This window comes from Mycobacterium sp. SMC-16, from assembly GCF_046250085.1.
Lineage (GTDB): Bacteria > Actinomycetota > Actinomycetes > Mycobacteriales > Mycobacteriaceae > Mycobacterium > Mycobacterium phocaicum.
This window is the reverse complement of the sequence record NZ_CP176427.1, coordinates 3704799-3726730: the sequence shown is the minus strand read 5'-3', so window position 1 is coordinate 3726730 and position 21932 is coordinate 3704799. Positions and strand designations below refer to the sequence as shown.

Sequence of the window (21932 nt, the reverse complement as noted above, 5' to 3'; positions counted from 1 at the left end):
CTGGGAGAATAGTGGGGTGAACACTGCAGTGAAGCTCGCGCGTATCGATTTGCGAGGTCAGCAGCTGTCCGCGGCGCAGTTGCGAGCGGTGCTGCCCCGAGGCGGTGTCGACGTGGATTCGGTGCTGCCCAAGGTACGCCCGATCGTCGACGCCGTGGTCGAGCGCGGTGCCGTGGCGGCACTGGAGTACGGCGATTCGTTCGACGGGGTGCGGCCGGCGGCCGTGCGCGTCCCCAAGGCGCAGCTGGACGCCGCGCTGACCCGACTGCCCGCCGACGTGCGGGTGGCGCTCGAGGTCGCTATCGAGCGGACCCGCGCCGTGCACGCCGACCAGCGCCGCACCGACACCACCACGACCCTGGCGCCGGGCGCGACCGTCACCGAACGCTGGGTACCCGTCGAGCGGGTCGGGCTGTACGTGCCGGGCGGCAACGCCGTCTACCCGTCGAGCGTCGTGATGAACGTCGTGCCGGCCCAGACCGCCGGCGTCGACTCGCTGGTGATCGCCAGCCCGCCGCAGAAGGACCACGGCGGTCTGCCGCACCCGACCATCCTGGCCGCGGCCGCTCTGCTCGGGGTCGACGAGGTGTGGGCCGTCGGCGGTGCCCAGGGTATCGCGCTGCTGGCCTACGGCGGCGTGGACACCACCGGCGAAGAGCTTGCGCCGGTCGACATGATCACCGGCCCGGGCAACATCTTCGTCACGGCCGCCAAGCGCATCTGCCGCTCGCAGGTGGGCATCGACGCCGAGGCCGGGCCGACGGAGATCGCCATCCTGGCCGACCACTCGGCCGACGCGGTGCACATCGCCGCCGACCTGATCAGCCAGGCCGAGCACGACGAGATGGCGGCCAGCGTGCTGGTGACCACCAGTGAGAAGCTGGCCGACGCCACCGATGTCGAGGTGGCCGCGCAGGTCGCCACGACGCTGCACCGCGAGCGGGTGACGGTTGCGCTGAACGGCAAGCAGTCCGCCATCGTGCTGGTCGACGATCTCGACACCGGGGTACGGGTGGTGAACGCCTACGCCGCCGAGCACCTGGAGATCCAGACCGTCGACGCGGCTGAGGTCGCGGGCCGAATCCGTTCTGCGGGTGCAATTTTCGTCGGCGCCTGGTCGCCGGTGAGCCTCGGTGACTACTGCGCCGGTTCCAACCACGTGCTGCCCACCGCCGGTTGCGCGCGGCACTCCAGTGGCCTGTCCGTCCAGACGTTCCTGCGCGGCGTCCACGTCGTCGACTACACCGAGGCGGCCCTGAAAGACGTTGCGGGTCACGTGATCACGTTGGCCACGGCAGAGAACCTGCCGGCGCACGGTGAGGCTGTGCGCCGGAGGTTCGAAAGCTGATGAGCAGGAAGATTTCCCTGGCCGATCTGCCACTGCGGGAGAACCTGCGCGGCAAGTCGCCGTACGGCGCACCGCAACTCGTGGTTCCCGTGCGGCTCAACACCAACGAGAACCCGCACCCGCCGACCCAGGCGTTGGTCGACGACGTCGCCGCCTCGGTCGCCGCAGCGGCCGCAGAGTTGCACCGGTACCCGGACCGCGACGCGATGGCGCTGCGTACCGATCTGGCCGCCTACATGCAGGCGCAGACGGGTGTCGCGCTGACGGCGGAAAACCTCTGGGCGGCAAACGGTTCCAACGAAATCCTGCAGCAGCTGTTGCAGGCGTTCGGCGGGCCGGGCCGCAGCGCACTCGGTTTCGTGCCGTCGTACTCGATGCACCCGATCATCTCCGACGGCACCCAGACCGAGTGGCTGTCGGCGACCCGGGCGTCTGATTTCGGGCTCGATGTCGACGTCGCCGTGGCCGCGATCCGCGCACAGCAGCCCGACGTGGTGTTCGTGACCAGCCCCAACAACCCGACGGGGCAGAGCGTGCCGCTCGACGACCTGCGCCGGCTGCTCGACGTCACGCCGGGTGTGCTGATCCTGGACGAGGCGTACGGCGAATTCTCGTCGCAGCCCAGCGGCGTCGCGCTGCTGGCTGAATACCCGGCCAAGCTCATCATCAGCCGCACCATGAGCAAGGCGTTCGCCTTCGCCGGCGGGCGGCTGGGCTACCTGGTGGCCGACCCCGCGGTGATCGACGCGATGCTGCTGGTGCGGTTGCCCTATCACCTGTCGGTGCTGACGCAGGCGGCCGCGCGTGCGGCGCTGCGTCATGCCGATGAGACGCTGGGCAGCGTCGCCACGTTGGCCGCGGAGCGGGACCGGGTCGCAGCGGCATTGTCCGGCATGGGTTTCCGGGTCATCCCCAGCGACGCGAACTTCATCCTGTTCGGCGAGTTCGCCGACGCCGCGGCGACCTGGCAGCGCTACCTCGACGCGGGCGTACTGATCCGCGACGTCGGGATCCCCGGATTCCTGCGCACCACCGTCGGTTTGGCCTCGGAGAACGACGCCCTGCTGGAAGTCAGCGCCAAGCTCGCCGCATCGGAACCAGCCCCACAAGGAGTTTCATGACCCGCCGCGCCCGCGTCGAACGCACCACCAAGGAGTCCAGCATCGTCGTCGAGATCGATCTCGACGGCACGGGCCAGGTCGACATCAGCACCGGGGTGCCGTTCTTCGACCACATGCTGACCTCGTTGGGCACGCACGCCAGCTTCGATCTGACGGTGCACGCCAAGGGTGATGTCGAGATCGAGGGCCACCACACCGTCGAGGACACCGCCATCGTCCTCGGTCAGGCGCTCGGCCAGGCCCTGGGCGACAAGAAGGGCATCCGCCGGTTCGGCGATGCGTTCATTCCGATGGACGAGACGCTCGCCCATGCGGCCGTTGATGTTTCGGGCCGTCCGTACTTCGTGCACACCGGTGAGCCCGAGTCCATGGTGTCCTTCACCATCGCGGGTTCCTCGGTGCCGTACCACACCGTGATCAACCGGCATGTGTTCGAGTCGCTGGCCTTCAACGCCAAGATCGCACTGCACGTGCGCACCCTGTACGGCCGCGACCCGCACCACATCACCGAGGCGCAGTACAAGGCCGTGGCGCGGGCGCTGCGTCAGGCCGTCGAACCCGATCCGCGGGTGGCCGGCGTGCCGTCGACCAAGGGCACTCTGTGACAAAGAAGCTGGTTGTTCTGGATTACGGCTCGGGCAATCTCCGGTCCGCACAGCGCGCACTTGAGCGCGTGGGCGCTGCTGTCGAGGTGACCTCTGATGCCGCTGCCGCGGCTGCCGCCGACGGCCTGGTGGTGCCCGGTGTCGGTGCCTACGAGGCCTGTATGACGGGTCTGCGGTCGATCGGCGGCGAGAAGATCATCGCCGACCGGCTGGCGGCGGGGCACCCCGTGCTGGGGGTATGCGTCGGCATGCAGATTCTGTTCTCGAAGGGCGTCGAGTTCGGCGTGCAGACCGAGGGCTGCGGTCAGTGGCCCGGCGAAGTCACCCGGCTCGATGCGCCGGTGATCCCGCACATGGGCTGGAACACCGTCGATGCCGCGGCTGACAGCACGCTGTTCAAGGGGCTCGAACCGGACACCCGGTTCTATTTCGTGCATTCCTACGCCGCCCAGCAGTGGGGTGGCCATGCCGACGCGAAGGTCACCTGGGCCACGCATCACGTGCCGTTCATCGCGGCCGTCGAAGACGGCGCGTTGTCGGCGACACAGTTTCATCCGGAGAAGAGCGGCGACGCAGGTGCGACGCTGTTGGCGAATTGGGTTGAGGGGCTATGAGTTTGATTCTGTTGCCGGCCGTCGACGTGGTCGACGGCAAGGCAGTGCGGCTGGTGCAGGGCAAGGCCGGCAGCGAGACCGATTACGGTTCGGCGCTAGAGGCGGCGCAGACCTGGCAGCGCGACGGCGCCGAGTGGGTGCACCTGGTGGACCTGGACGCCGCGTTCGGCCGGGGCAGTAACCGGGAACTGCTGGCCGAGGTGGTCGGCAAACTCGATGTGGCGGTGGAGCTTTCCGGCGGCATCCGCGATGACGCCTCGCTCAAGGCGGCCATGGACACCGGCTGCGCCCGCGTGAACATCGGCACCGCCGCACTGGAGAGCCCGGAGTGGTGCAAGCGCGCAATCGGCGAGTACGGCGACCGGGTGGCCGTCGGCCTGGACGTGCAGTTCGAGAACGGCAGCTGGCGCCTGCGCGGCCGCGGCTGGGAGACCGACGGCGGCGATCTCTGGGACGTGCTGGAACGCCTTGATGGCGAAGGCTGCTCGCGCTACGTCGTCACCGACGTCACCAAGGACGGCACCCTGACGGGCCCCAACCTGGACCTGCTGAGCACCGTCGCCGGCCGCACCAAGGCGCCGATCATCGCGTCGGGCGGCGTGTCGAGCCTGGACGACCTGCGGGCCATCGCCACCCTGACGGGGCAGGGCGTCGAGGGCGCCATCGTCGGAAAGGCCTTGTACGCCGAGCGGTTCACGCTGCCCGAGGCCCTGGCCGCGGTGAAGTGATCGAACCGGCGAGGTTGGCAGAGCTGGTCGCGGCCGCGACCAGCATCCTCGACGATGCCGTCGCCCCGTTCATCGCCGGCCACCAGGCCGACGCGGCAGTTCGCAAGAAGGGCAACGACTTCGCCACCGAGATCGACCTCGCCATCGAGCGCCAGGTCGTCGCGGCACTGACGGCCGCGACCGGGATCGGTGTGCACGGCGAGGAATTCGGTGGCGAGCCCATCGATTCCGAACTGGTGTGGGTGCTCGACCCCATCGACGGCACGTTCAATTACGCAGCCGGTTCGCCCATGGCGGCGATCCTGCTCGGCCTGCTGTGGCGGGGCACTCCCGTCGCGGGGCTGACGTGGCTGCCGTTCATGGGTCAGCGGTACGTCGCGACACTGGATGGCCCGGTCCGGGACGGGGATACGGTGTTGCCGCCGTTGGCGCAGACCACCCTGGCCGACTCGATTGTCGGCATCCAGACCTTCAACATCGATTCGAAGGGCCGGTTCCCAGGGCGGTGGCGCAACGCGGTGCTGTCGAGTCTGACCCGGGAATGCTCACGGGTGCGGATGCACGGTGCGACCGGTCTGGACCTGGCCTATGTCGGCGCCGGCATTCTCGGCGGCGCAATCAGTTTCGGCCACCACATCTGGGACCACGCCGCGGGCGCGGCTCTGGTGCGGGCCGCCGGCGGCATCGTCACCGACCTGGCCGGGGAGCCGTGGACCGCCGATTCGAAGTCTGCGTTGGCCGCCGCGCCCGGTGTGCACGAGAGGATGCTGGAGATCGTGAAATCCGTTGGGGTTCCGGAGGATTACCTGTGAGTCTCGCAACGCGCGTCATCCCGTGCCTGGACGTCGACGGCGGCCGGGTGGTCAAGGGCGTCAACTTCGAAAATCTCAGGGACGCCGGTGATCCCGTCGAGCTGGCCGCCGCGTACGACGCCGAGGGCGCCGACGAGCTGACGTTCCTGGACGTCACCGCGTCGTCGTCGGGCCGCTCGACCATGCTCGAGGTCGTGCGCCGTACCGCCGAGCAGGTGTTCATCCCGCTGACCGTCGGTGGCGGCGTCCGCTCGGTCGAGGACGTCGACACTCTGCTGCGCGCCGGTGCCGACAAGGTCTCGGTCAATACCGCCGCCATCGCCCGGCCCGAGCTGCTGTCGGAGTTGTCGCGCCAGTTCGGTTCGCAGTGCATCGTGCTGTCGGTCGATGCGAGGACGGTGCCGGAGGGCGCTGAAGGTTCTGTGCCGACCCCGTCAGGCTGGGAGGTGACGACCCACGGTGGTCGTCGCGGTACCGGCATCGACGCCATCGAATGGGCCACGCGCGGAGCCGAACTCGGGGTCGGGGAGATCCTGCTGAACTCGATGGACGCCGACGGCACCAAGGCCGGGTTCGACCTGGCGATGCTGCGGGCAGTGCGTGCCGCGGTGAGCGTGCCGGTGATCGCGAGTGGGGGAGCCGGCGCCGTCGATCACTTCGCCCCCGCGGTGCAGGCCGGTGCCGATGCGGTCCTGGCGGCCAGCGTCTTCCACTTCCGCGAGCTGACCATCGGTCAGGTGAAGGAAGCGATGGCGGCCGAAGGGATCACGGTGCGATGAACGTTCTGGACCCCGGGATTGCCGCCCGCATCAAGCGCAACGAGGCCGGGCTGTTCACCGCGGTGGTGCAGCAGCGCGGCACCGGCGACGTGCTGATGGTCGCCTGGATGGACGACGACGCGCTGGCCCGCACCCTGGAAACCCGTGAGGCGACGTACTTTTCGCGTTCGCGCGGTGAGCAGTGGGTCAAGGGCCTGACGTCGGGCCACACGCAGTACGTGCACTCGGTACGGCTGGACTGTGACGGCGATGCCGTGCTGCTCGAGGTCGACCAGGTCGGCGGGGCCTGCCACACGGGCGACCACAGCTGCTTCGACGCCGACCAGTTGCTCGCCCCCGAGTGATTTGTGCACGAAAATCCGCGGCCGGCGCGGAAAATCGTGCACAAATCACTCAGACGAGGGCAGATGTTGCTCGACCAGCGCCCGGCCCTCGGCTCGTAGGGCGTCGTCGACGTCGACGCCAAGTACCCGCAGCGCCGCATCGGCGATGGCCTCGGCCACGTCGTCACCGGTGATGTCCGGGTCGTCGACGCGCTGTGCGATGACCGTCTCGGTCAGCCGCACCGGCAGGCCGCAGCGGAACTCGTCACGGCCGCCCACGGCATCGACTGCCAACTCGCGGTACACGGCGTGCAACTCACGGCGCCGGCGGTGGAAGCCCTCGATGCCGTCGACCTCCGGCAGCAGATACAGCCGGCCCAGGTTCCACGGCACAGACAGCAGGTTGGCCGCGTCGCCGGCCGTCACTGCCCACAGGGCGGCCTTGGGATCGTCCACCGACCGCGTCACGCGCCGCGCGAACTCCAGCGACGGCACCACCGTCGCATCGAGCAGCGCTTCGAGGATGGCTTCCTTGTTGGGGAAGTGGTGGTACAGCGAGGCCTGACGGATGCCGACGGCCTCGGCGATGGACCGGGTCGAGGTCACCGTGAAGCCCTGCGTCACGAACAGTTCTCCGGCGGCATCGAGGATCTGCTCGACGGCGGTGCTGCCGGGGCGTAGGGCGTCGCGATGGCGGGGGCGGCCGGGGCGGCTCATGCCACTACTGTGCCACCTGCGCTCTTCCGTGCAGCGTCGGCTCGCACGAAACCCAACTGTTACATCGCGACCCACGGCGGAAACGTCGGTGACCCCTCTGCGTCACGCTTCGCATTAATTCTGTCAGTTGACAGGTATTAGGCTTCGCAGAATCGGGATCGGATGACATTTACCAACACGTCGCCGGCAGACCACGACGATCTCGCCGAGTTCGGCTACGACCAACAGCTGCACCGCTCGCTGGGCAAGTTCGCGTCGTTCGCGGCAGGCTTCTCGTTCGTCTCGATCCTGACCACGATCTTCCAATTGTTCGGCCTCGGATACAGTTTCGGCGGTCCGGCGTTCTTCTGGACGTGGCCGGTGGTGTTCATCGGACAGTTCGCGGTGGCCCTGTGCTTCGCCGAACTCGCGGCGCGCTACCCGATCTCGGGGGCCATCTACCAGTGGGCCCGTCGACTCGGCGGTGAGGTCGTCGGCTGGTTCGGCGGGTGGTTCATGATCCTCGCCCAGATCATCACGGCGTCTGCCGCGGCCATCGCGCTGCAGGTGGTGCTGCCGGCGGTGTGGTCGGGCTTCCAGATCATCGGCACCGACACCGCCCTCACGTCGGCCGACGGCGCCGCCAACGCCGTCCTGCTGGGTACGGCGCTGTTGGTCATCACCACCACGATCAACTGCATCGGCGTCCGCTGGATGTCGCGCGTGGCGACCATCGGTGTGTGCTGCGAGATCATCGGTGTGATCGCGGTCGTCGGGGTGTTCTTCACGCACGCACAGCGTGGCCCGCAGGTCGTCTTCGACACCGGTGCAACGGGTTCCGGTTACGGCTGGGCCTGGATCGCCTCGGGGCTGATGGCCGCCTACGTCATGGTCGGCTTCGGTTCGGCCGGTGAACTCGCCGAGGAGACCCGCGACGCGCGTCGGGTCGCCCCGCGCACCATCCGGTCGGCGCTCACCGTCTCGGCACTCGGCGGCGGTCTCATGATCATCGGCGCGTTGATGGCCGCGCCCAGCCTGACCGACGGCCGTCTCGCGACCGAAGGCCTGCCCTACGTGCTGGGTGCGGTGCTGTCCTCGCCGTGGGGCACGTTGCTCCTCGTCGACGTGGCGATCGCGATCTTCATCTGCACCTTGGCAATTCAGACCGCTGCCACGCGCCTGATGTTCTCCATGGCACGCGATCACCGGCTGCCGTTCTCGTCGCTGCTGTCCCGCGTCAACCCGGCTACCGGGACGCCCATCCCGCCGGCGATCGTGGTCGGTGTCGCGTGTGTCGGTGTGCTGCTGGTGAACGTCGGTAACTCCGCGATCTTCGCGACCCTGGCGAGCGTCTGCATCATCGCGATCTATATCGCCTACCTGCTGGTGACCGCGCCGCTCCTGGCACACCGACTGCGCGGAATGCGTTGGGACACCACGGCTACCGACGCCGGCGGCCGGCCGCTGTTCTCGCTGGGCCGCTGGGGTCTGCCGGTCAACTTGTTCGCCGTGATGTACGGCGTGGCGATGGTGATCAACCTGGCCTGGCCACGTCCGGAAATCTACGACCCGACCGGCACCATGCCGCTGCTGGTGTGGGCGGGGCCGTTCACCATCGTCGCCATCGTGGCGCTCGGCGCCCTGTGCTTCCCGTACCGCCGGACCCATCCGCGCCCCGTCGGGTCGCTCTGACCTCTGCCAATCAGCTACTGCCGAAAGGATTCTCATGAGTTCTTCGTCCACTTCCACCACTTCGACCACCGCGGCGGCCCGTGCGCACGCCCGGGCACAGGCCGGCACGCACACCGCGGCCATGCCCGTCGTCCCGGCATCGCTGTGGCCGACACCGCCCGCCGGCGTCGACGCCGACCGCCTGACCTGGGCCGAGACGGTGCCCGGCGGCCGCTACACCAGCAAGGTGCTGGACCGGGGAACCCGGTTGCGGCTCACCGACATCGAGGGCCGCGCCTGCGCGCATCTGTTGCTGTGGCGCGCCGACGCCCCCTGGGAACGGCTCAACACCGCCGACACCGTCAAGGTGCCGTGGCAGGCGTACCTCGGCACCGGGCATCCGCTGCTCGATGACCAGGGACGGGTCCTGGCGACCATCGTCGCCGATACCTCGGGCCACCACGATGCCCTGTGCGGCACCACGACCCGAGCCCAGAACGAAGCGCGCTACGGCGCCGGCACCGCGCACTCGGACAGCCCGGCCGGGCGCGAGCTGCTGGTGCTCGCCGCGCTCAAACACGGCCTCGGCCCGCGCGACGTCGGCCCCGGCGTGTCGTTCTTCCACGGCGTCCGCGCCGACGATGCGGGCCATCTGGTCTCGACGGGCTCGGCCGGACCCGGCACGGCCATCGAGCTGATCCTGCACCTGCCGGTGATCGTCGCCATCGCCAACACCGCACACCCGCTCGACGAGGCGCCGGCCTTCGAGACCTCCGACCTGGAGGTGCTGGCCTGGTCTGCCCCCGCCGACCTGGCCGACCTGGCCGCCCGCGCCGAAACGATCGGGCCCGAATACGAACGCGCGCACCGCAACACCGAAGACGTCTGGACCGCACTGCATCTCACCGAAGGAGTTCCCGCATGAGCACCGCCATCGACTCGGTTCCCGCGCTGGTGTCCGGCACGACCATCCGCGACGAGATCGTCGAGGCCCGCGGCCCCTGGTCGGCGATCGTCGCGGCCGGCGATGTGCTGACCATCGTCGACCTGCGCGGCAACCAGGCCGTGGACACGCTGATCTACGGCGCCCACGACACGTCCCGGCGGTACAGCGCCCAGACCACCATCACGGCGCAACGGTCGTTGTTCGTCAGCACCGGAACAGTGCTGCGGGACAGCGACGGTGAGGCACTGATGACCGTCGTGGCCGACGAGGTGGGTAACCACGACACCGTCGGTGGCGCCTGCTCACAGGAGTCGAACACGCTGCGCTACGGCCACCACACCCGGCACCAGCACGCCTGCGTCGAGAACTTCCTGATCGAAGGCGCCCGGTACGGTCTCGGAAAGCGTGATCTGGCGCCGAATCTCAACTTCTTCATGAACGTGCCGGTGGAGGCCGACGGCACGCTCGGCATCGTCGACGGGCTGTCGGCGCCGGGACTGCGGGTGGCGCTGCGCGCCGACACCGACGTCCTCGTACTGGTGTCCAACTGCCCGCAGATCAACAACCCGTGCAACGGCTTCGATCCGACACCGGTGCGGATGATCGTCACCCGCCCGTCCTGATCCACGTTCTCTCGCACCGCGTTCTGCATTCGAAGGAGTACCCGAATGGCGCCATCCGCCCTCACCGTGCTGCGGCCCGGGCCGAGCACCACCGTCCAGGACTGGCCGGGCCGCATCGGCTACTGGCAGGTGGGCGTACCGCCGTCGGGGCCGATGGACGACCTGTCCCTGCGGCTGGCCAACCTCGCGGTCGGCAATGCCGAGGGGGCACCGGGCCTCGAGGCCACGATGGCCGGTCCCACACTGGGATTCGACGAGGCGACGGTCGTCTGCGTCACCGGCGCGCCGGTATCGGTCACGCTCGACGGGGTGCCGGCGCGGCAGTGGGCGCCCATCGCCGTCCCGGAGGCCGGCGTGCTCGAGATCGGTGCGGTGCAGGGCGTCGGCATGCGGATCTACATCGCGGTGGCCGGCGGCATCGAGGCCGAGGCGTACCTCGGCTCGCGCTCGACGTTCACGCTCGGGAAGTTCGGCGCCGGCGGGCGGGCGCTCGCGGCCGGTGACCGTCTCGATCTGGGTGTTCCAGGCGGACGACCGCGCCGCCTCACCGATGAGGAGATCCCATCGATCGGTCACGAATGGCGGCTGGCGGTGACCGAGGGACCCCACGGCGCGCCGGAGTTCTTCACCCGCGCTGACATCGAGAGCCTCTATGAGGCCACGTATCTGGTGGACCACAACCTCGACCGCACCGGCGTGCGCCTGGTCGGGCCGAAACCGCAGTGGGCGCGGCCCGACGGCGGTGAGGCCGGACTGCACCCGTCGAACATCCACGACACCCCGTATTCGGTTGGCGCACTGGACTTCACCGGCGACACCCCAATCCTGCTCGGCCCGGACGGACCCAGCCTCGGCGGTTTCGTCTGCCCGGTGACGGTGACGTCGGCGGACCGCTGGAAGCTCGGACAGCTCACGCCCGGCGACCGGGTGCGCTTCGTTCCGGTGCGGGCCAGTGCCGCGGCACCGCTGGCGGCGCTGGGGACATCCCGGCGCGCGGCGTCGCCGGTGGTGCGCAGCCCGCGCGGTGACGGCGATGACGGCGTGTTGCACCGCGGGGTCACCGGCGACGGTACGACGTCGATGACGTTGCGCCGCAGCGGCGACGACAACCTGCTGGTCGAATACGGCACGATGACACTGGATCTGGTGTTGCGGGCGCGGGTGCACGCCCTGCACACCGCGATCGAGGCACACCGGCCGCGCGGGATCATCGACCTGACGCCTGGAATCCGTTCGCTGCAGGTCAAGTTCGACGCCGCGCTCACCGATCACCAGGCGATGACGGCCTTCGTACTCGATCTCGAGTCCGCGCTCGGGCCCGTCGACCAGCTGGTGTTGCCGAGCCGTTCGGTTCGGCTGCCGCTGAGTTGGGACGATCCGACCATCCGGCTGGCCATCGACCGGTACCGCAACGGTGTGCGCGACGACGCGCCGTGGTGCCCGAGCAACATCGAGTTCATCCGCCGGATGAACGGCCTGGAGTCGCAGCAGGAGGTGTTCGACATCGTCCATGCGGCAAGCTATCTCGTGCTCGGCCTGGGTGATGTGTACCTCGGCGCGCCCGTCGCCACGCCGGTCGATCCACGCCATCGCGTGGTCACCACCAAGTACAACCCGGCACGGACCTGGACGCCGGAGAACGCGGTCGGCATCGGCGGCGCTTACCTCTGCATCTACGGCATGGAAGGCCCGGGCGGCTACCAGCTGATGGGCCGTACCACCCAGGTGTGGAACCACCGATTCCCGCTGTCCGCACCCGGTTTCGAGCCCGAGCAGCCGTGGCTGCTGCGGTTCTTCGACCAGGTGTCGTGGTATCCGGTGTCCTCCGATGAGCTCACCGACCTGCGGGCCGACGTCGCCGCCGGCCGCGGCACCGTCGACATCACCGACGGTGAGTTCCGGATCGCCGACCATCTGGCCTTCCTCGCGCGGGAGGCCGACGACATCGCCGCGGTGCGACAGCGGATGACCGCCGCCCGCAACGAGGAACGCGCCCGCTGGGAGGCCAGCGGCGAGATCGGCGCACGCAAGAAGCGCTGCGCCACAACAGGACAGGAAGTCGCATGACGGACCGGATCAGCGCCGCCTACGCGGCCATCGCGCAGCGGCCGGAAGCCTTCATCACCGTGCGCGACGAGGACACCGTGCGCCGCGAGTTCGCGCAGGCGCAGGGCCCACTGGCCGGACAGCTGCTGGCAGTCAAAGACAACGTCGACGTCGCCGGCCTCCCGACCACCGCCGCGTGCCCGGGCTACGCCTACACCCCGGACGCCGACGCGCCCGCGGTGGCGGCGCTGCGGGCGGCCGGGGCGGTGGTGATCGGCAAGACCAATCTGGACCAGTTCGCCACCGGGCTCGTCGGCACCCGAAGCCCCTACGGCGCCGTGCGTGACGCGCAGCGGCCGGACCGGATCTCGGGCGGCTCGTCATCGGGTTCGGCGGTCGCGGTGGCCATCGGTGCGGCCGACCTCGGAATCGGCACGGACACGGCGGGATCCGGCCGGGTGCCGGCGGCGTACCAGGGCCTGGTCGGCATCAAGGGCACCATTGGCCTGGTGTCGACCGCGGGTGTCGTCCCGGCCTGCCCGAGCTATGACTGCGTGACGATCCTGGCGCGGGATCTGGCCACGGCGGAGAACGCCATGGCCGTGATGGCAGCCACGACTCAGCGGCCCTGGCCCACGTCGACCCGCTTCGCCGCCCCGGCCGACCCGATCCTGGCCGTCCCGGCCGAGCTCCCGGCGATGGCGCCCGGGTGGGATGTCGCGTTCCAGCGCGCGGTCGATGCCGCGCGGGACGCCGGGATGCGAATCGTTCCCATCGATCTCACGGACTTCCTGGCGGCCGCACGGCTGCTGTACGAAGGCGCGCTGGTCGCCGAACGTACCGAAGCGGTGGGGGACTTCATCGCCGCCGCCGGTGCCGATGCCGGTCTCGATCCGACCGTCGCGGCCATCATCGCCGCCGGCGGCGCGCACACCGCGACCGGACTGCTGCGCGACCGTCGTGAGCTGGACCGCCTGCGGGAGCGGGCATTCCGGGCCCTGGAGGAGTGCGACGCGCTGCTCGTCCCGACCGCTCCGCTGCAGCCGACGCTCGCGGAGGTGGCGGCCGACCCCGTCGCGGTCAACGCCCGGATCGGCACGTACACCAATTTCTGCAATCTCTTCGACATGTGCGGTGTCGCGGTTCCGGCAGGCGAGGTTGTCGAATCCGACGGCACCACAGCGCAATTCGGTGTCACAGTATTGGGCCGGGCCTTCGATGACGCCGTGGTGGCGGACATCGCGGCCCGGCTGGGCGGTGGTGACCGGGGCACCGTGGCGTCGTGGCCGGAGCGGGCGGGCGCCGGGGTGATGACGCTGGTGGTGGCCGGTGCGCATCTGCGTGATCAGCCGCTGGCCGGTCAGCTCCACGATCTCGGGGCGCGGTGGGACGGCCCGGCCCGCACGGCCGAGCGCTATCGCATGACGGCGCTGCCGTCGGGCAAGCCCGCGCTGGTGCGGCTGCCGCATGGCGGGCGGGCCTTCGAAGTGGAGCGCTGGTCGCTCTCGCCGGCGGCGCTCGGGACGTTCCTGGTCGCCCTCCCGACGCCGATGGGACTGGCGGCGGTGGAACTCGACGACGGGTCCTGGGAGACCGGGTTCGTGTGCGCCGACGAAGAGGCCATCGCCGCGCCCGACATCTCGGAGTTCGGTGGCTGGCGCGCCTACCTCCAGGCCAGGGAGTTCGCCACCCAGTGATTTGTGCACGATTTTCCGCGGCGGCCGCGGAAAATCGTGCACAAATCCCGGTCGGTTACGCTGCAACGAATATGACGAGCGAACCGTGGACCCTCGCCGACGCAAGCCGTCAGGACGGACGCGTCGCGGTGGTCACCGGCGCCGGCAGCGGTATCGGTGTCGAGATCGCCAGGGGGCTGGCCGGGCTCGGGGCGACGGTGGTGCTGGCCTGCCGCAATGCCGAGGCCGCTCGGCGGGTGCAGACCGCACTGCCGGACGCGACAACCGAATTCGCGGAACTGGACCTGGCGGATTTGGCGTCGGTGCGGCGCTGCGCCGAGAGCCTGCGTGCGCGGCACCGCAGGATCGACCTGCTGATCAACAACGCCGGCGTCATGCATCGGGTGCGCGCCGAGACGAAGGACGGTTTCGAGGGCGATTTCGGGGTGAACTTCCTCGGGCACTTCGCCCTCACGGGCCTGCTGCACGACCGCGCCGCGCGCATCGTGATGGTGAGCAGCGTGACGCACCGCCGCGGCGTCATCGACTTCGAGGATCTGCACAGCCGCAAGAAGTTCCGCAGCACGAAGGCGTACGCGAATTCGAAACTCGCGCAACTGCTGTTCATGTCCGAGTACAACCGGCGGCACCAGGCCATGTGCGTGGCCGCGCACCCCGGCAGCGCCAGGACGGCGATCCTGCGGGACCAGGGGTGGCAGCAGCTGGCGTATCACCCGCGGCTGCGGTTCTCCACGTCGTGGTTCGTGCAGGACGCCGACGGCGGGGCACTGCCGATCCTGCGCGCGGCGACCGATCCCGACGCCGTTGCCGGTGACTTCTACGGCCCGGGCGGGCGTCTGCAGATGACGGGCGCGCCGGTGAAGGTCGAACTCGCCCCTGCCGCGCGCGATCCGCTTGTCGCGCAGCGCCTGTGGGAGACGGCGGAATCCCTCACCGGCGTCCGGTTCTAGCGCGGTACGGCGGGCATGACCTCGTCGACGACGCGGTGCAGGTAGGGCCAGGCGAGCTCGGGCGGTAGACCACCGCAGAGCGGGTGCAGGGACAGCACCCCGTCCCGGGCAATGGCCTCGATCGCCTGGTCCACCGAATAGATGCGGTGGCTGCCGTTTTCGGCACGCAGCGCATCGATGGTCTGCGCGGTGGACAGGCTGACGATGTGCGGGTCGTGATGGCCGTCGGCGTATGTCATCGCATCGTGGAGCAGGTATGGCCCGATCTCGTCCCAGGCCCGGTCCACGTCGTCGGCGACGAAGACCGTCGTCGGGAACCCGGGCCGCGGTTGCTGCATCCGGCCGGGAACGCGGCCCTGCCTTGCACATTCGTCGTAGTAGGCGTCGGCCAGCTCCGGCAGGTTGTTCTGGGCGTTGAACCCGAGCCCGAAGCGGGCCGCGCGGCGTGCGGCCCGCGGCGTGCCGCCGCCATAGGACAGCCGCACCTTGCGCTCGGGTGCGGGCCGGACCAGCACACCGCGTTCGTTGTCGTAAAAGGGCGCTCCGTCAAGGGCTTTGAGTAACACCGTCAGGTGCGCTTCGGCCAATTCGCCACGGCGGTGATAGTCGACGCCGAGCGACTCGAACTCCTCGGGCCGGTAGCCGACGCCCAAGGTGTAGGAGATCCGTCCGCCGCTGAGATGGTCCAGTACGCCGATGTCCTCGGCCAGCCGCACCGGGTTGTACAACGGCAGGATGAGGGCGCTCACGGCGATGGGCACCGATGTGGTGCGGGCGGCCAGTGCCGCGGCCATCGGCAACGGGCTGGGCAGGTACCCGTCTTCGGCGGCGTGGTGCTCGGACACCACCAGCAGGATCAGGCCGCGGGATTCGGCCCACGCGGCCATGTCGAGCGCGGCGGGATACAGCGACGACGCCGGCGCGCCACCGGCGGGGGCCCGCATGTCGAACCGCAGGGTGAACACGAAACCCTAACGCGCCGCGGCCAGTAGGGTCGCGAGCTCGGACTCGATGCCGTCGGTGATGGTGGCGGCGTCGGAGACGTGCCGGGAGTCCGCCGTCACCGACAGGCACAGGTTGTTGTTCCAGGACATGGCGATGACGCTGGGACCCATGCCGTGGTACAGCGGCCCGGCCGGATGGAAGCGCAGGGCCGGCAGGTTGAGGAACACCGGATCGTCGACCGCGATGCCGCTGGCATTGGACACGATGACGTTGCACGGCCACGAGATCCGTTCGGCCAGGCCGAACCGCTCGATGGTGCGGAACAGCAGATTGACGGCGCGGCCCGGAGCGTATTCGTTCCACTGCCGAAACAGGTTGACGCCCCGTTGTTCCTGCACTGCTTTGACCGCCCGCGCGTGTTCGGCGACGGCGAGCAGGCGCCGCACCGGATCGGCCACCGTGGTGTTCAGGTTGACGCGCAGCACCGTGGTGGTGCCGATGCCGTCGGTGACGTAGTCGGACGTGTCGGCAGCACGCATCGCATAGGGCACGGCCGCCACCAGAGGCTGCTGCGGACGCCGGCCCTGCCGGTGCAGTACACCGTCCAGGGCGGCGCCCACACAGCTGAGCAGGATGTGGTTGATGGTGACCGAAAACCGTTGGGCCACCGTCTGGAGATCTTCGAGCGGCAGGACGGTGACGGCCGCGGTCGAGGTACCCGACAGCGAACAGTTCAGCGCCGTCCGTGGTGCTTTCACGTCGAGGTGGCGGGCGGCCCACTTGCCACGCAGGACGCGCGCCGAGGTGGCCACGAGCCGGGGGAGTCGCCGGAGGCGCCGCGCCTTACGGGCGGCGGCATCGCGCGCGATCGCCGCCGGCCGCGCCGGAAACGTCGCCGATTCGGGAACGGCCTTGGCGGGCCGGGTACTCAGATCGCCCGGTGTCATCAGACAACCGGTGACCTCGATTGCCGAGTCACCGTCGACGAGGAGGTGATGCACCACCGAGATGAGATACGCGTAGCCGGGGTCGTCGTCTTCCAGAACGTACATGTGCCACAAGGGTTCCCGTCGGTCCAGGTGCATTGCCCGGACCGCGGCCAGCGCCTTGGCCGCACCGACTGCACCTCCGGGCGCGGGCATGGGCAGGGCTGTCACATGCGCCGACACGTCGATCTGCGGCCGGGCCACCAGCATGGGCCGGTCCAGGTTGAACCACGGGTCGTACAGCACCTTGCGGTACGCGGGCATCAGGTGCATGCGGTTGTCGAGGGCCGACACCACGTAGTCCCGCAGATTTCCGATCACCGAACTGCGATCGACGAGGATCAGCGACATGCCGTTGCCGACCTGCAGCCCGGTCTCCTGATAGAGCTGCCAGGCGTCCATCCCGCTGACCCGCTCGGCGCGGGGCATGGCCGTGTTCATGCCGCCGGCGTGTAGAACTGCCGTACCCAGTGGCGGTACTTGCCGATCGGCCCGTCGCCGGGCGTCAGCTTGGGGTGCTCGAGGTACACCTTGTCGTCCCAGATCAGCTGATCACGCTGGACCTCGTAGGCGACGACCTGCAGCACGATCCAGCCCGCCAGGCGTTCGACCGGTGCCAGCAGCGCGCGCACAAGCCGGTTGCGCACATGCCTTTTCGCGGCGATGCCGATGTAGATGTCGACGTTGCGTTCGGCGACCGGCGTGGGCAGCACCATCTGGCGGACCGTCAGGCCGCCCTGGATGGCGATCTCCACCAGGGAGAAGCCGAGGCCAACCAGAACCGACTTGAAGTGGAAGCTGACACCGCCGATCACCGGAATGGGCTTGGTGCCACCGTATTCGGTATAGATGCGCGGACCGTCGATCTCCATCGGTTTGGGTACGACGAAGTCGCGGAACTTGTGGATGGTCGCGAAATGCGCGTGGTCCAAACCATTTTCGTTGACTTCCTGCGGATGGGTCTTGAAATGCAGCTTCTTGGTGGCGATCGGATGCCAGCCTGCATCGGCGGCGGGCAGGTCGAGCTCGAAAGCCGGTTGCTGCCCGGGTGGACCGTGGTACACCATGATCATGCCCAGGTGGTTGCGGACCGGCAGCGTCTTGAGTGCCGCGCCGCGCGGCGGCTCTCCGGTCGGCGTCGAGACGCAGGTGCCCGACGGAGCGAATCTGAACTCGTGGAACGGGCAGACCACGGCTTCGCCGTCGACCCAGCCACGTTTCCCGATGTGGGCGCCGAGGTGCGGGCAGTAGGGCTCGGCGGCGGACAGTTCGCCGGATGCAGTCTGGAAGACGATGATCTCGCCGTCGAGGAAGCGCCGCGTCAGCACCGTCCCGGGCCCCAGCTCGTGGGCGAACGCCACCGCGTACCAGCTGTAGGGGTACGGCGGGAACGCGTCCCCGGCCCGGCTGAGGTTCGTCACTTCCGTCGTTGAGGTCATCGCAGCCCTTTCGCTGTCCGCGCGGCGGAGTCGAATCCGATACAGGTGACGCGTCGACGGCGCCGGCGACGGGCATGCGGCAATCCTGCACGTGTCCGTAGATTTCCCCGACTACGTTCCCGCGTCCACGTCGTTGCGGGTGGCTAGTAGAACATGTTCTAGTTCGCAGTAGACCACTAGTTCGACAACCGTCGCAAGAGAACCGAAAGACTCTGTCGCGCACGTAAATTACCGATATTCGGCAAGGTACTGGCCAGTAATACTGCCAATAGCCGGACAGAGCCCGGCTGGTGTGTTAGGCGATGACCCGGCCGGCTTTTGCCCGCGCCGACCACCGGCCGTGGTCGTAACCGACCTCGACCGGATGCGAAAAGGCCTCCGACACATGATCGGTCGTCACAGTCTCGACCGCTGGTCCCACCGCGACCGTGCGGCCGCCGGAGATCAACAGTGCGTGGGACGTCGACGTCGGCAGCTCCTCGAGGTGATGCGTCACCAGGATCGAAGCCATTTCGGGATGTGAATGCTCAAGCGTGTCAAGGGTTTCCAGCAGCTGCTCGCGCGCGGCGACATCGAGTCCGGTTGTCGGTTCGTCGAGGAGCAGCAGCCGCGGCTCGGCGATCAGCGCGCGGGCGATCAGGGTCCGGCCCCGTTCGCCCTGCGAGAGCGTCGGCCACACCGCATCGGCGCGGTGGGTCAGTCCCACCGTCCCGATCAGCTCGTCGGCCCGTGCGATGTCGTCGGCGGTGGGTGTCCAGCGGGCCGCGGTGTCGATGGTGCCGGTGATCCCGGTCAGGACCACCTCGCGCACCGTCAGTGGGTACTGCAGCCGGTGCCGGGGATTCACGTGGCCGATCGACCGGCGCAGCGGTGCCAGGTCGGTGCGGCCCATCTGCGCACCCAGGACCCGAACGACACCGGTCGTCGGGAACGTCACCGCACCGCAGAAGCCGAGCAGCGTGCTCTTGCCCGCGCCGTTGGGGCCGAGCAGCGCCCAGTGCTCGCCCTCGCGCACCGTCAGCGAGATGCCGTCGATGATCTGCTTGCCTTCGCGGCGGAAGGTCACGTTGTCGATCTCGAGGACCGGGGTCATGTGAACGACTCCTTCAAAGCGCTCAGGTGGGTGCGGCTCGCGGCGGCTGCGGCGTCGGGATCGCGCGCGACGATGGCGTCGGCGAGTTGTTGATGCAGTGCGTGGTCGCACGGCTCTGATGCGATCGGGCGGATCTTCAGCATGTCGATCATGGCCAGCCGCAGCCGGGGCAGGAATGCGTCGAACAGCTGGGTCAGCACGTCGTTGTGCGCCGCGGCGATCACGGCCCGGTGAAAGGCCATGTCGGCGTCCACATGTTCGGGGACCGACTGGCCGGTGACGCCGCGGGCGGCAAGGGTGCGCCGGATGGTGCGCAGATCGGCCGGTGTGCGCCGCGTTGCGGCGAGCGCGGCGCCCTCGGCCTCGATCGCGATGCGAGCCTCGATCACCGAGGCCACGTTCGCGCTGCGCAGCACGGTGTCCCAGTCGTCGGTGACATCGAGGGCGGTGACGAAGACGCCCGCGCCCTGGCGGCTGTCGAGGACGCCCTTTCCGGCGAGTTCGCGGATGGCCTCACGCAGGGTGGAACGGCCGACGCCGAGCTGGGCGGCCAGCGTGGTTTCGCCCGGAAGCCGTTGTCCGAGAGCCCATTCGCCGTCTTTGATGCGCATCAGGAGAAGCTGGGCGGCCTGTGCCGCCAAGGGCTGGCGCGATACCTGCGAGACCATGGAACCTCTCTACTTGTCTGAGGAGTTGTGTATAGTCTAACCATCATGACGCGCGTGCTTCTCCTTGGCTGCCGCGGCGGGGTCTGAAACGACCGGCCCCCTGCCGTGGGGCTCTGTCGCGACCGGTCACCTCCAAACCTGACCGAGAGCAGATCACTCATGAGCACCACCTGGAACCGTCAACAACCGTCAACCATGCCGTGGCACCGTTACACCGATGTCTTCGATCGGGTGGACATCCCTGTGATCCAACGGGATTGGCCCAGTCAGCGAATCACCGCCGCGCCGCTGTGGGTGCCCGTCGACCTGCGCGACGGCAACCAGGCCCTGGCCGAGCCGATGGACCCCGATCGCAAACGCCGATTCTTCGAACAGCTCGTCGCCATCGGCTACAAGGAGATCGAGGTCGGTTATCCCTCGGCGTCCCAGACCGATTTCGACTTCGTGCGCCTGTTGGCCGAAACCGACATCGCACCGCCGGATGTCACCATCGCGGTGTTCACCCCGGCCCGTCGCGACCTGATCGAGCGCACCGTCGACTCGGTGCGGGGTATGCGCAACGACGTCGTCATCCACATGTACACCGCGACCGCGCCCACGTGGCGAAACACCGTGCTGGGCAAGGACCGCGACGAGCTGCGCAGTCTGATCCTGCACGGCGCGCTCGACGTGCTGACTTTGACGGAGGACATGCCGGACATCCGGTTCCAGTTCTCGCCAGAGGTGTTCAACCTCACCGAGCCCGATTACGTGCTGGAGATCTGCGACGCCGTGGCGCAGCTGTGGGACGCCACCGAGAGCCGGCCGGTGATCCTGAATCTTCCTGCCACCGTCGAGGTTGCGACGCCCAATGTGTATGCCGACCAGATCGAATACATGCACCGGAACCTGGCCCGGCGCGACGCGGTGATCTTGTCGGTGCACCCGCACAATGACCGGGGGACCGGCGTGGCTTGCGCCGAATTGGCCGTGCTGGCAGGCGCGCAACGCGTCGAGGGCTGTGTGTTCGGCAATGGTGAGCGCACCGGCAACGTCGACATCGCCACCCTGGCCCTGAATCTGTATGCGCAGGGCGTCGATCCGATGATCGACTTCTCCGATATCGACGCGATCGCCCGCACGGTGTCGCACTGCACCCGGATGCCGATCCACGAACGCCATCCCTACGTGGGCGACCTGGTGCACACCGCGTTCTCGGGAACCCATCAGGACGCCATCAAGAAGGGACTGGCCGAACACCGGGCCCGGGCGGCGGCCGAGAACCGCGACGAACGCGAAATCGATTGGCGGGTGCCGTATCTGCCCATCGATCCGGCCGACATCGGCCGCAGTTACGACGCGGTCATCCGGGTGAATTCACAGTCCGGCAAGGGCGGCATCGCGTATCTGCTGCACACCGGGTACGGGCTGGACCTGCCGCGCCGGCTGCAGATCGACTTCGCCCGGCACGTGCAGGCCCATACCGACGGCAGTGGCGCCGAGGTGACCGCCGCCGAGCTGTACGACCTGTTCGAGGCGACCTACCTGGGCTGCGGCGGCCCGGTCGAGCTGAAGGACTGGCAGGTCAGCAGTGACGACACCACCGAGATCACGGTGACGGTCAACGGCATCGCCCGCACCAGTACGCATCGCGGCGTCGGCCCCGTCGAGGCGCTGACGCAGGCGCTGGCGGATGTGGACCGGCCTGTCGAGATTCTGGGCCTCACCCAGCAGTCGATCGGCGCCACCGCGGTCACCTACCTCGAACACCGCGGCGGCTGGTCGTGCGGCCGCAGCGACTCGGTGCTCACCGCGTCGCTGGCGGCGGTGATCCGGGCGGCCAACGTGGGTAGCGATTGACGC

At 68.9% G+C, this 21932-nt stretch carries 21 protein-coding genes; 15 read left to right on the top strand and 6 right to left on the bottom strand.

Annotated features, from left to right (window positions below; all coding sequences use genetic code 11):
• Positions 1–28 precede the first annotated feature (28 nt).
• The 8 genes from hisD to hisI are packed head-to-tail and all read left to right on the top strand — an operon-like array spanning position 29 to position 6351.
• Positions 29–1348 (top strand): histidinol dehydrogenase, encoded by a 1320-nt coding sequence (gene hisD, locus ACJEIK_RS18025; RefSeq protein ID WP_409431723.1) that lies wholly within the window; start codon positions 29–31, stop codon positions 1346–1348.
• Positions 1348–2469, top strand: coding sequence for a histidinol-phosphate transaminase (locus ACJEIK_RS18020; protein ID WP_409430071.1), 1122 nt, complete (start codon positions 1348–1350; stop codon positions 2467–2469). The genes hisD and ACJEIK_RS18020 overlap by 1 nt, the downstream gene beginning before the upstream one ends.
• The gene (hisB, locus tag ACJEIK_RS18015) at positions 2466–3074 is read left to right on the top strand and encodes an imidazoleglycerol-phosphate dehydratase HisB (RefSeq protein WP_020103224.1); all 609 of its coding nucleotides are present in this window, start codon (positions 2466–2468) and stop codon (positions 3072–3074) included. Before ACJEIK_RS18020 ends, hisB begins: the two co-directional genes overlap by 4 nt.
• A complete protein-coding gene (gene hisH / locus ACJEIK_RS18010) occupies positions 3071–3688 on the top strand; it encodes an imidazole glycerol phosphate synthase subunit HisH (protein ID WP_409430070.1) in 618 nt (205 codons plus the stop codon). The genes hisB and hisH overlap by 4 nt, the downstream gene beginning before the upstream one ends.
• Positions 3685–4416 carry a bifunctional 1-(5-phosphoribosyl)-5-((5-phosphoribosylamino)methylideneamino)imidazole-4-carboxamide isomerase/phosphoribosylanthranilate isomerase PriA gene (gene priA, locus ACJEIK_RS18005; protein WP_061002314.1) on the top strand — a complete coding sequence of 244 codons (732 nt, stop codon included), beginning with the start codon at positions 3685–3687 and terminating at the stop codon, positions 4414–4416. Before hisH ends, priA begins: the two co-directional genes overlap by 4 nt.
• Positions 4416–5228, top strand: coding sequence for an inositol monophosphatase family protein (locus ACJEIK_RS18000; protein ID WP_135357831.1), 813 nt, complete (start codon positions 4416–4418; stop codon positions 5226–5228). Before priA ends, ACJEIK_RS18000 begins: the two co-directional genes overlap by 1 nt.
• On the top strand, positions 5198–6007 hold the full coding sequence (gene hisF, locus ACJEIK_RS17995; protein ID WP_409431722.1) for an imidazole glycerol phosphate synthase subunit HisF: 810 nt from the start codon (positions 5198–5200) through the stop codon (positions 6005–6007). The genes ACJEIK_RS18000 and hisF overlap by 31 nt, the downstream gene beginning before the upstream one ends.
• Positions 6004–6351: a phosphoribosyl-AMP cyclohydrolase gene (gene hisI, locus ACJEIK_RS17990; RefSeq protein WP_061002308.1), complete on the top strand. Its 348-nt coding sequence runs from the start codon at positions 6004–6006 to the stop codon at positions 6349–6351. Before hisF ends, hisI begins: the two co-directional genes overlap by 4 nt.
• A 45-nt stretch (positions 6352–6396) precedes the next feature.
• On the opposite strand, the gene ACJEIK_RS17985 is transcribed toward hisI, so the two are convergent.
• Positions 6397–7047: a TetR/AcrR family transcriptional regulator gene (locus tag ACJEIK_RS17985; RefSeq protein ID WP_133427741.1), complete on the bottom strand. Its 651-nt coding sequence runs from the start codon at positions 7045–7047 to the stop codon at positions 6397–6399.
• A gap of 162 nt (positions 7048–7209) precedes the next feature.
• On the opposite strand from ACJEIK_RS17985, the gene ACJEIK_RS17980 reads away from it, so the two are divergent.
• The 6 genes from ACJEIK_RS17980 (at position 7210) to ACJEIK_RS17955 (ending at position 14959) form a co-directional block, all read left to right on the top strand.
• Positions 7210–8718: an amino acid permease gene (locus ACJEIK_RS17980; RefSeq protein WP_409430069.1), complete on the top strand. Its 1509-nt coding sequence runs from the start codon at positions 7210–7212 to the stop codon at positions 8716–8718.
• 34 nt (positions 8719–8752) lie between these two features.
• A complete protein-coding gene (locus tag ACJEIK_RS17975) occupies positions 8753–9622 on the top strand; it encodes an urea amidolyase associated protein UAAP1 (RefSeq protein ID WP_135357819.1) in 870 nt (289 codons plus the stop codon).
• Complete coding sequence (locus tag ACJEIK_RS17970) at positions 9619–10266, top strand: urea amidolyase associated protein UAAP2 (RefSeq protein ID WP_135357820.1); 648 nt, start codon at positions 9619–9621, stop codon at positions 10264–10266. The genes ACJEIK_RS17975 and ACJEIK_RS17970 overlap by 4 nt, the downstream gene beginning before the upstream one ends.
• Positions 10267–10311: 45 nt before the next feature.
• A complete protein-coding gene (locus ACJEIK_RS17965) occupies positions 10312–12333 on the top strand; it encodes a 5-oxoprolinase/urea amidolyase family protein (protein ID WP_409430068.1) in 2022 nt (673 codons plus the stop codon).
• Positions 12330–14009, top strand: coding sequence for an allophanate hydrolase (gene atzF, locus ACJEIK_RS17960; protein WP_409430067.1), 1680 nt, complete (start codon positions 12330–12332; stop codon positions 14007–14009). The genes ACJEIK_RS17965 and atzF overlap by 4 nt, the downstream gene beginning before the upstream one ends.
• Before the next feature lie 71 nt (positions 14010–14080).
• Positions 14081–14959, top strand: a complete 879-nt coding sequence (locus ACJEIK_RS17955; RefSeq protein WP_409430066.1) for an oxidoreductase — start codon at positions 14081–14083, stop codon at positions 14957–14959.
• Here the strand turns inward: ACJEIK_RS17955 and ACJEIK_RS17950 are convergent.
• From ACJEIK_RS17950 to ACJEIK_RS17930, 5 genes are all read right to left on the bottom strand, one after another.
• Positions 14956–15924 (bottom strand): LLM class flavin-dependent oxidoreductase, encoded by a 969-nt coding sequence (locus ACJEIK_RS17950; RefSeq protein ID WP_226518698.1) that lies wholly within the window; start codon positions 15922–15924, stop codon positions 14956–14958. The two genes, ACJEIK_RS17955 and ACJEIK_RS17950, sit on opposite strands and share 4 nt — an antisense overlap.
• 6 nt (positions 15925–15930) lie before the next feature.
• Positions 15931–17331: a wax ester/triacylglycerol synthase domain-containing protein gene (locus ACJEIK_RS17945; protein WP_409430065.1), complete on the bottom strand. Its 1401-nt coding sequence runs from the start codon at positions 17329–17331 to the stop codon at positions 15931–15933.
• Complete coding sequence (locus ACJEIK_RS17940) at positions 17328–18329, bottom strand: Rieske 2Fe-2S domain-containing protein (RefSeq protein WP_061009760.1); 1002 nt, start codon at positions 18327–18329, stop codon at positions 17328–17330. The genes ACJEIK_RS17945 and ACJEIK_RS17940 overlap by 4 nt, the downstream gene beginning before the upstream one ends.
• 295 nt (positions 18330–18624) lie before the next feature.
• Positions 18625–19422, bottom strand: a complete 798-nt coding sequence (locus tag ACJEIK_RS17935) for an ABC transporter ATP-binding protein (RefSeq protein WP_409430064.1) — start codon at positions 19420–19422, stop codon at positions 18625–18627.
• The gene (locus ACJEIK_RS17930; RefSeq protein ID WP_061006414.1) at positions 19419–20090 is read right to left on the bottom strand and encodes a FadR/GntR family transcriptional regulator; all 672 of its coding nucleotides are present in this window, start codon (positions 20088–20090) and stop codon (positions 19419–19421) included. The genes ACJEIK_RS17935 and ACJEIK_RS17930 overlap by 4 nt, the downstream gene beginning before the upstream one ends.
• 195 nt (positions 20091–20285) lie before the next feature.
• Between ACJEIK_RS17930 and ACJEIK_RS17925 the strand changes: the two genes are divergently transcribed.
• A complete protein-coding gene (locus ACJEIK_RS17925) occupies positions 20286–21929 on the top strand; it encodes a 2-isopropylmalate synthase (protein ID WP_061006416.1) in 1644 nt (547 codons plus the stop codon).
• Positions 21930–21932: the final 3 nt, after the last annotated feature.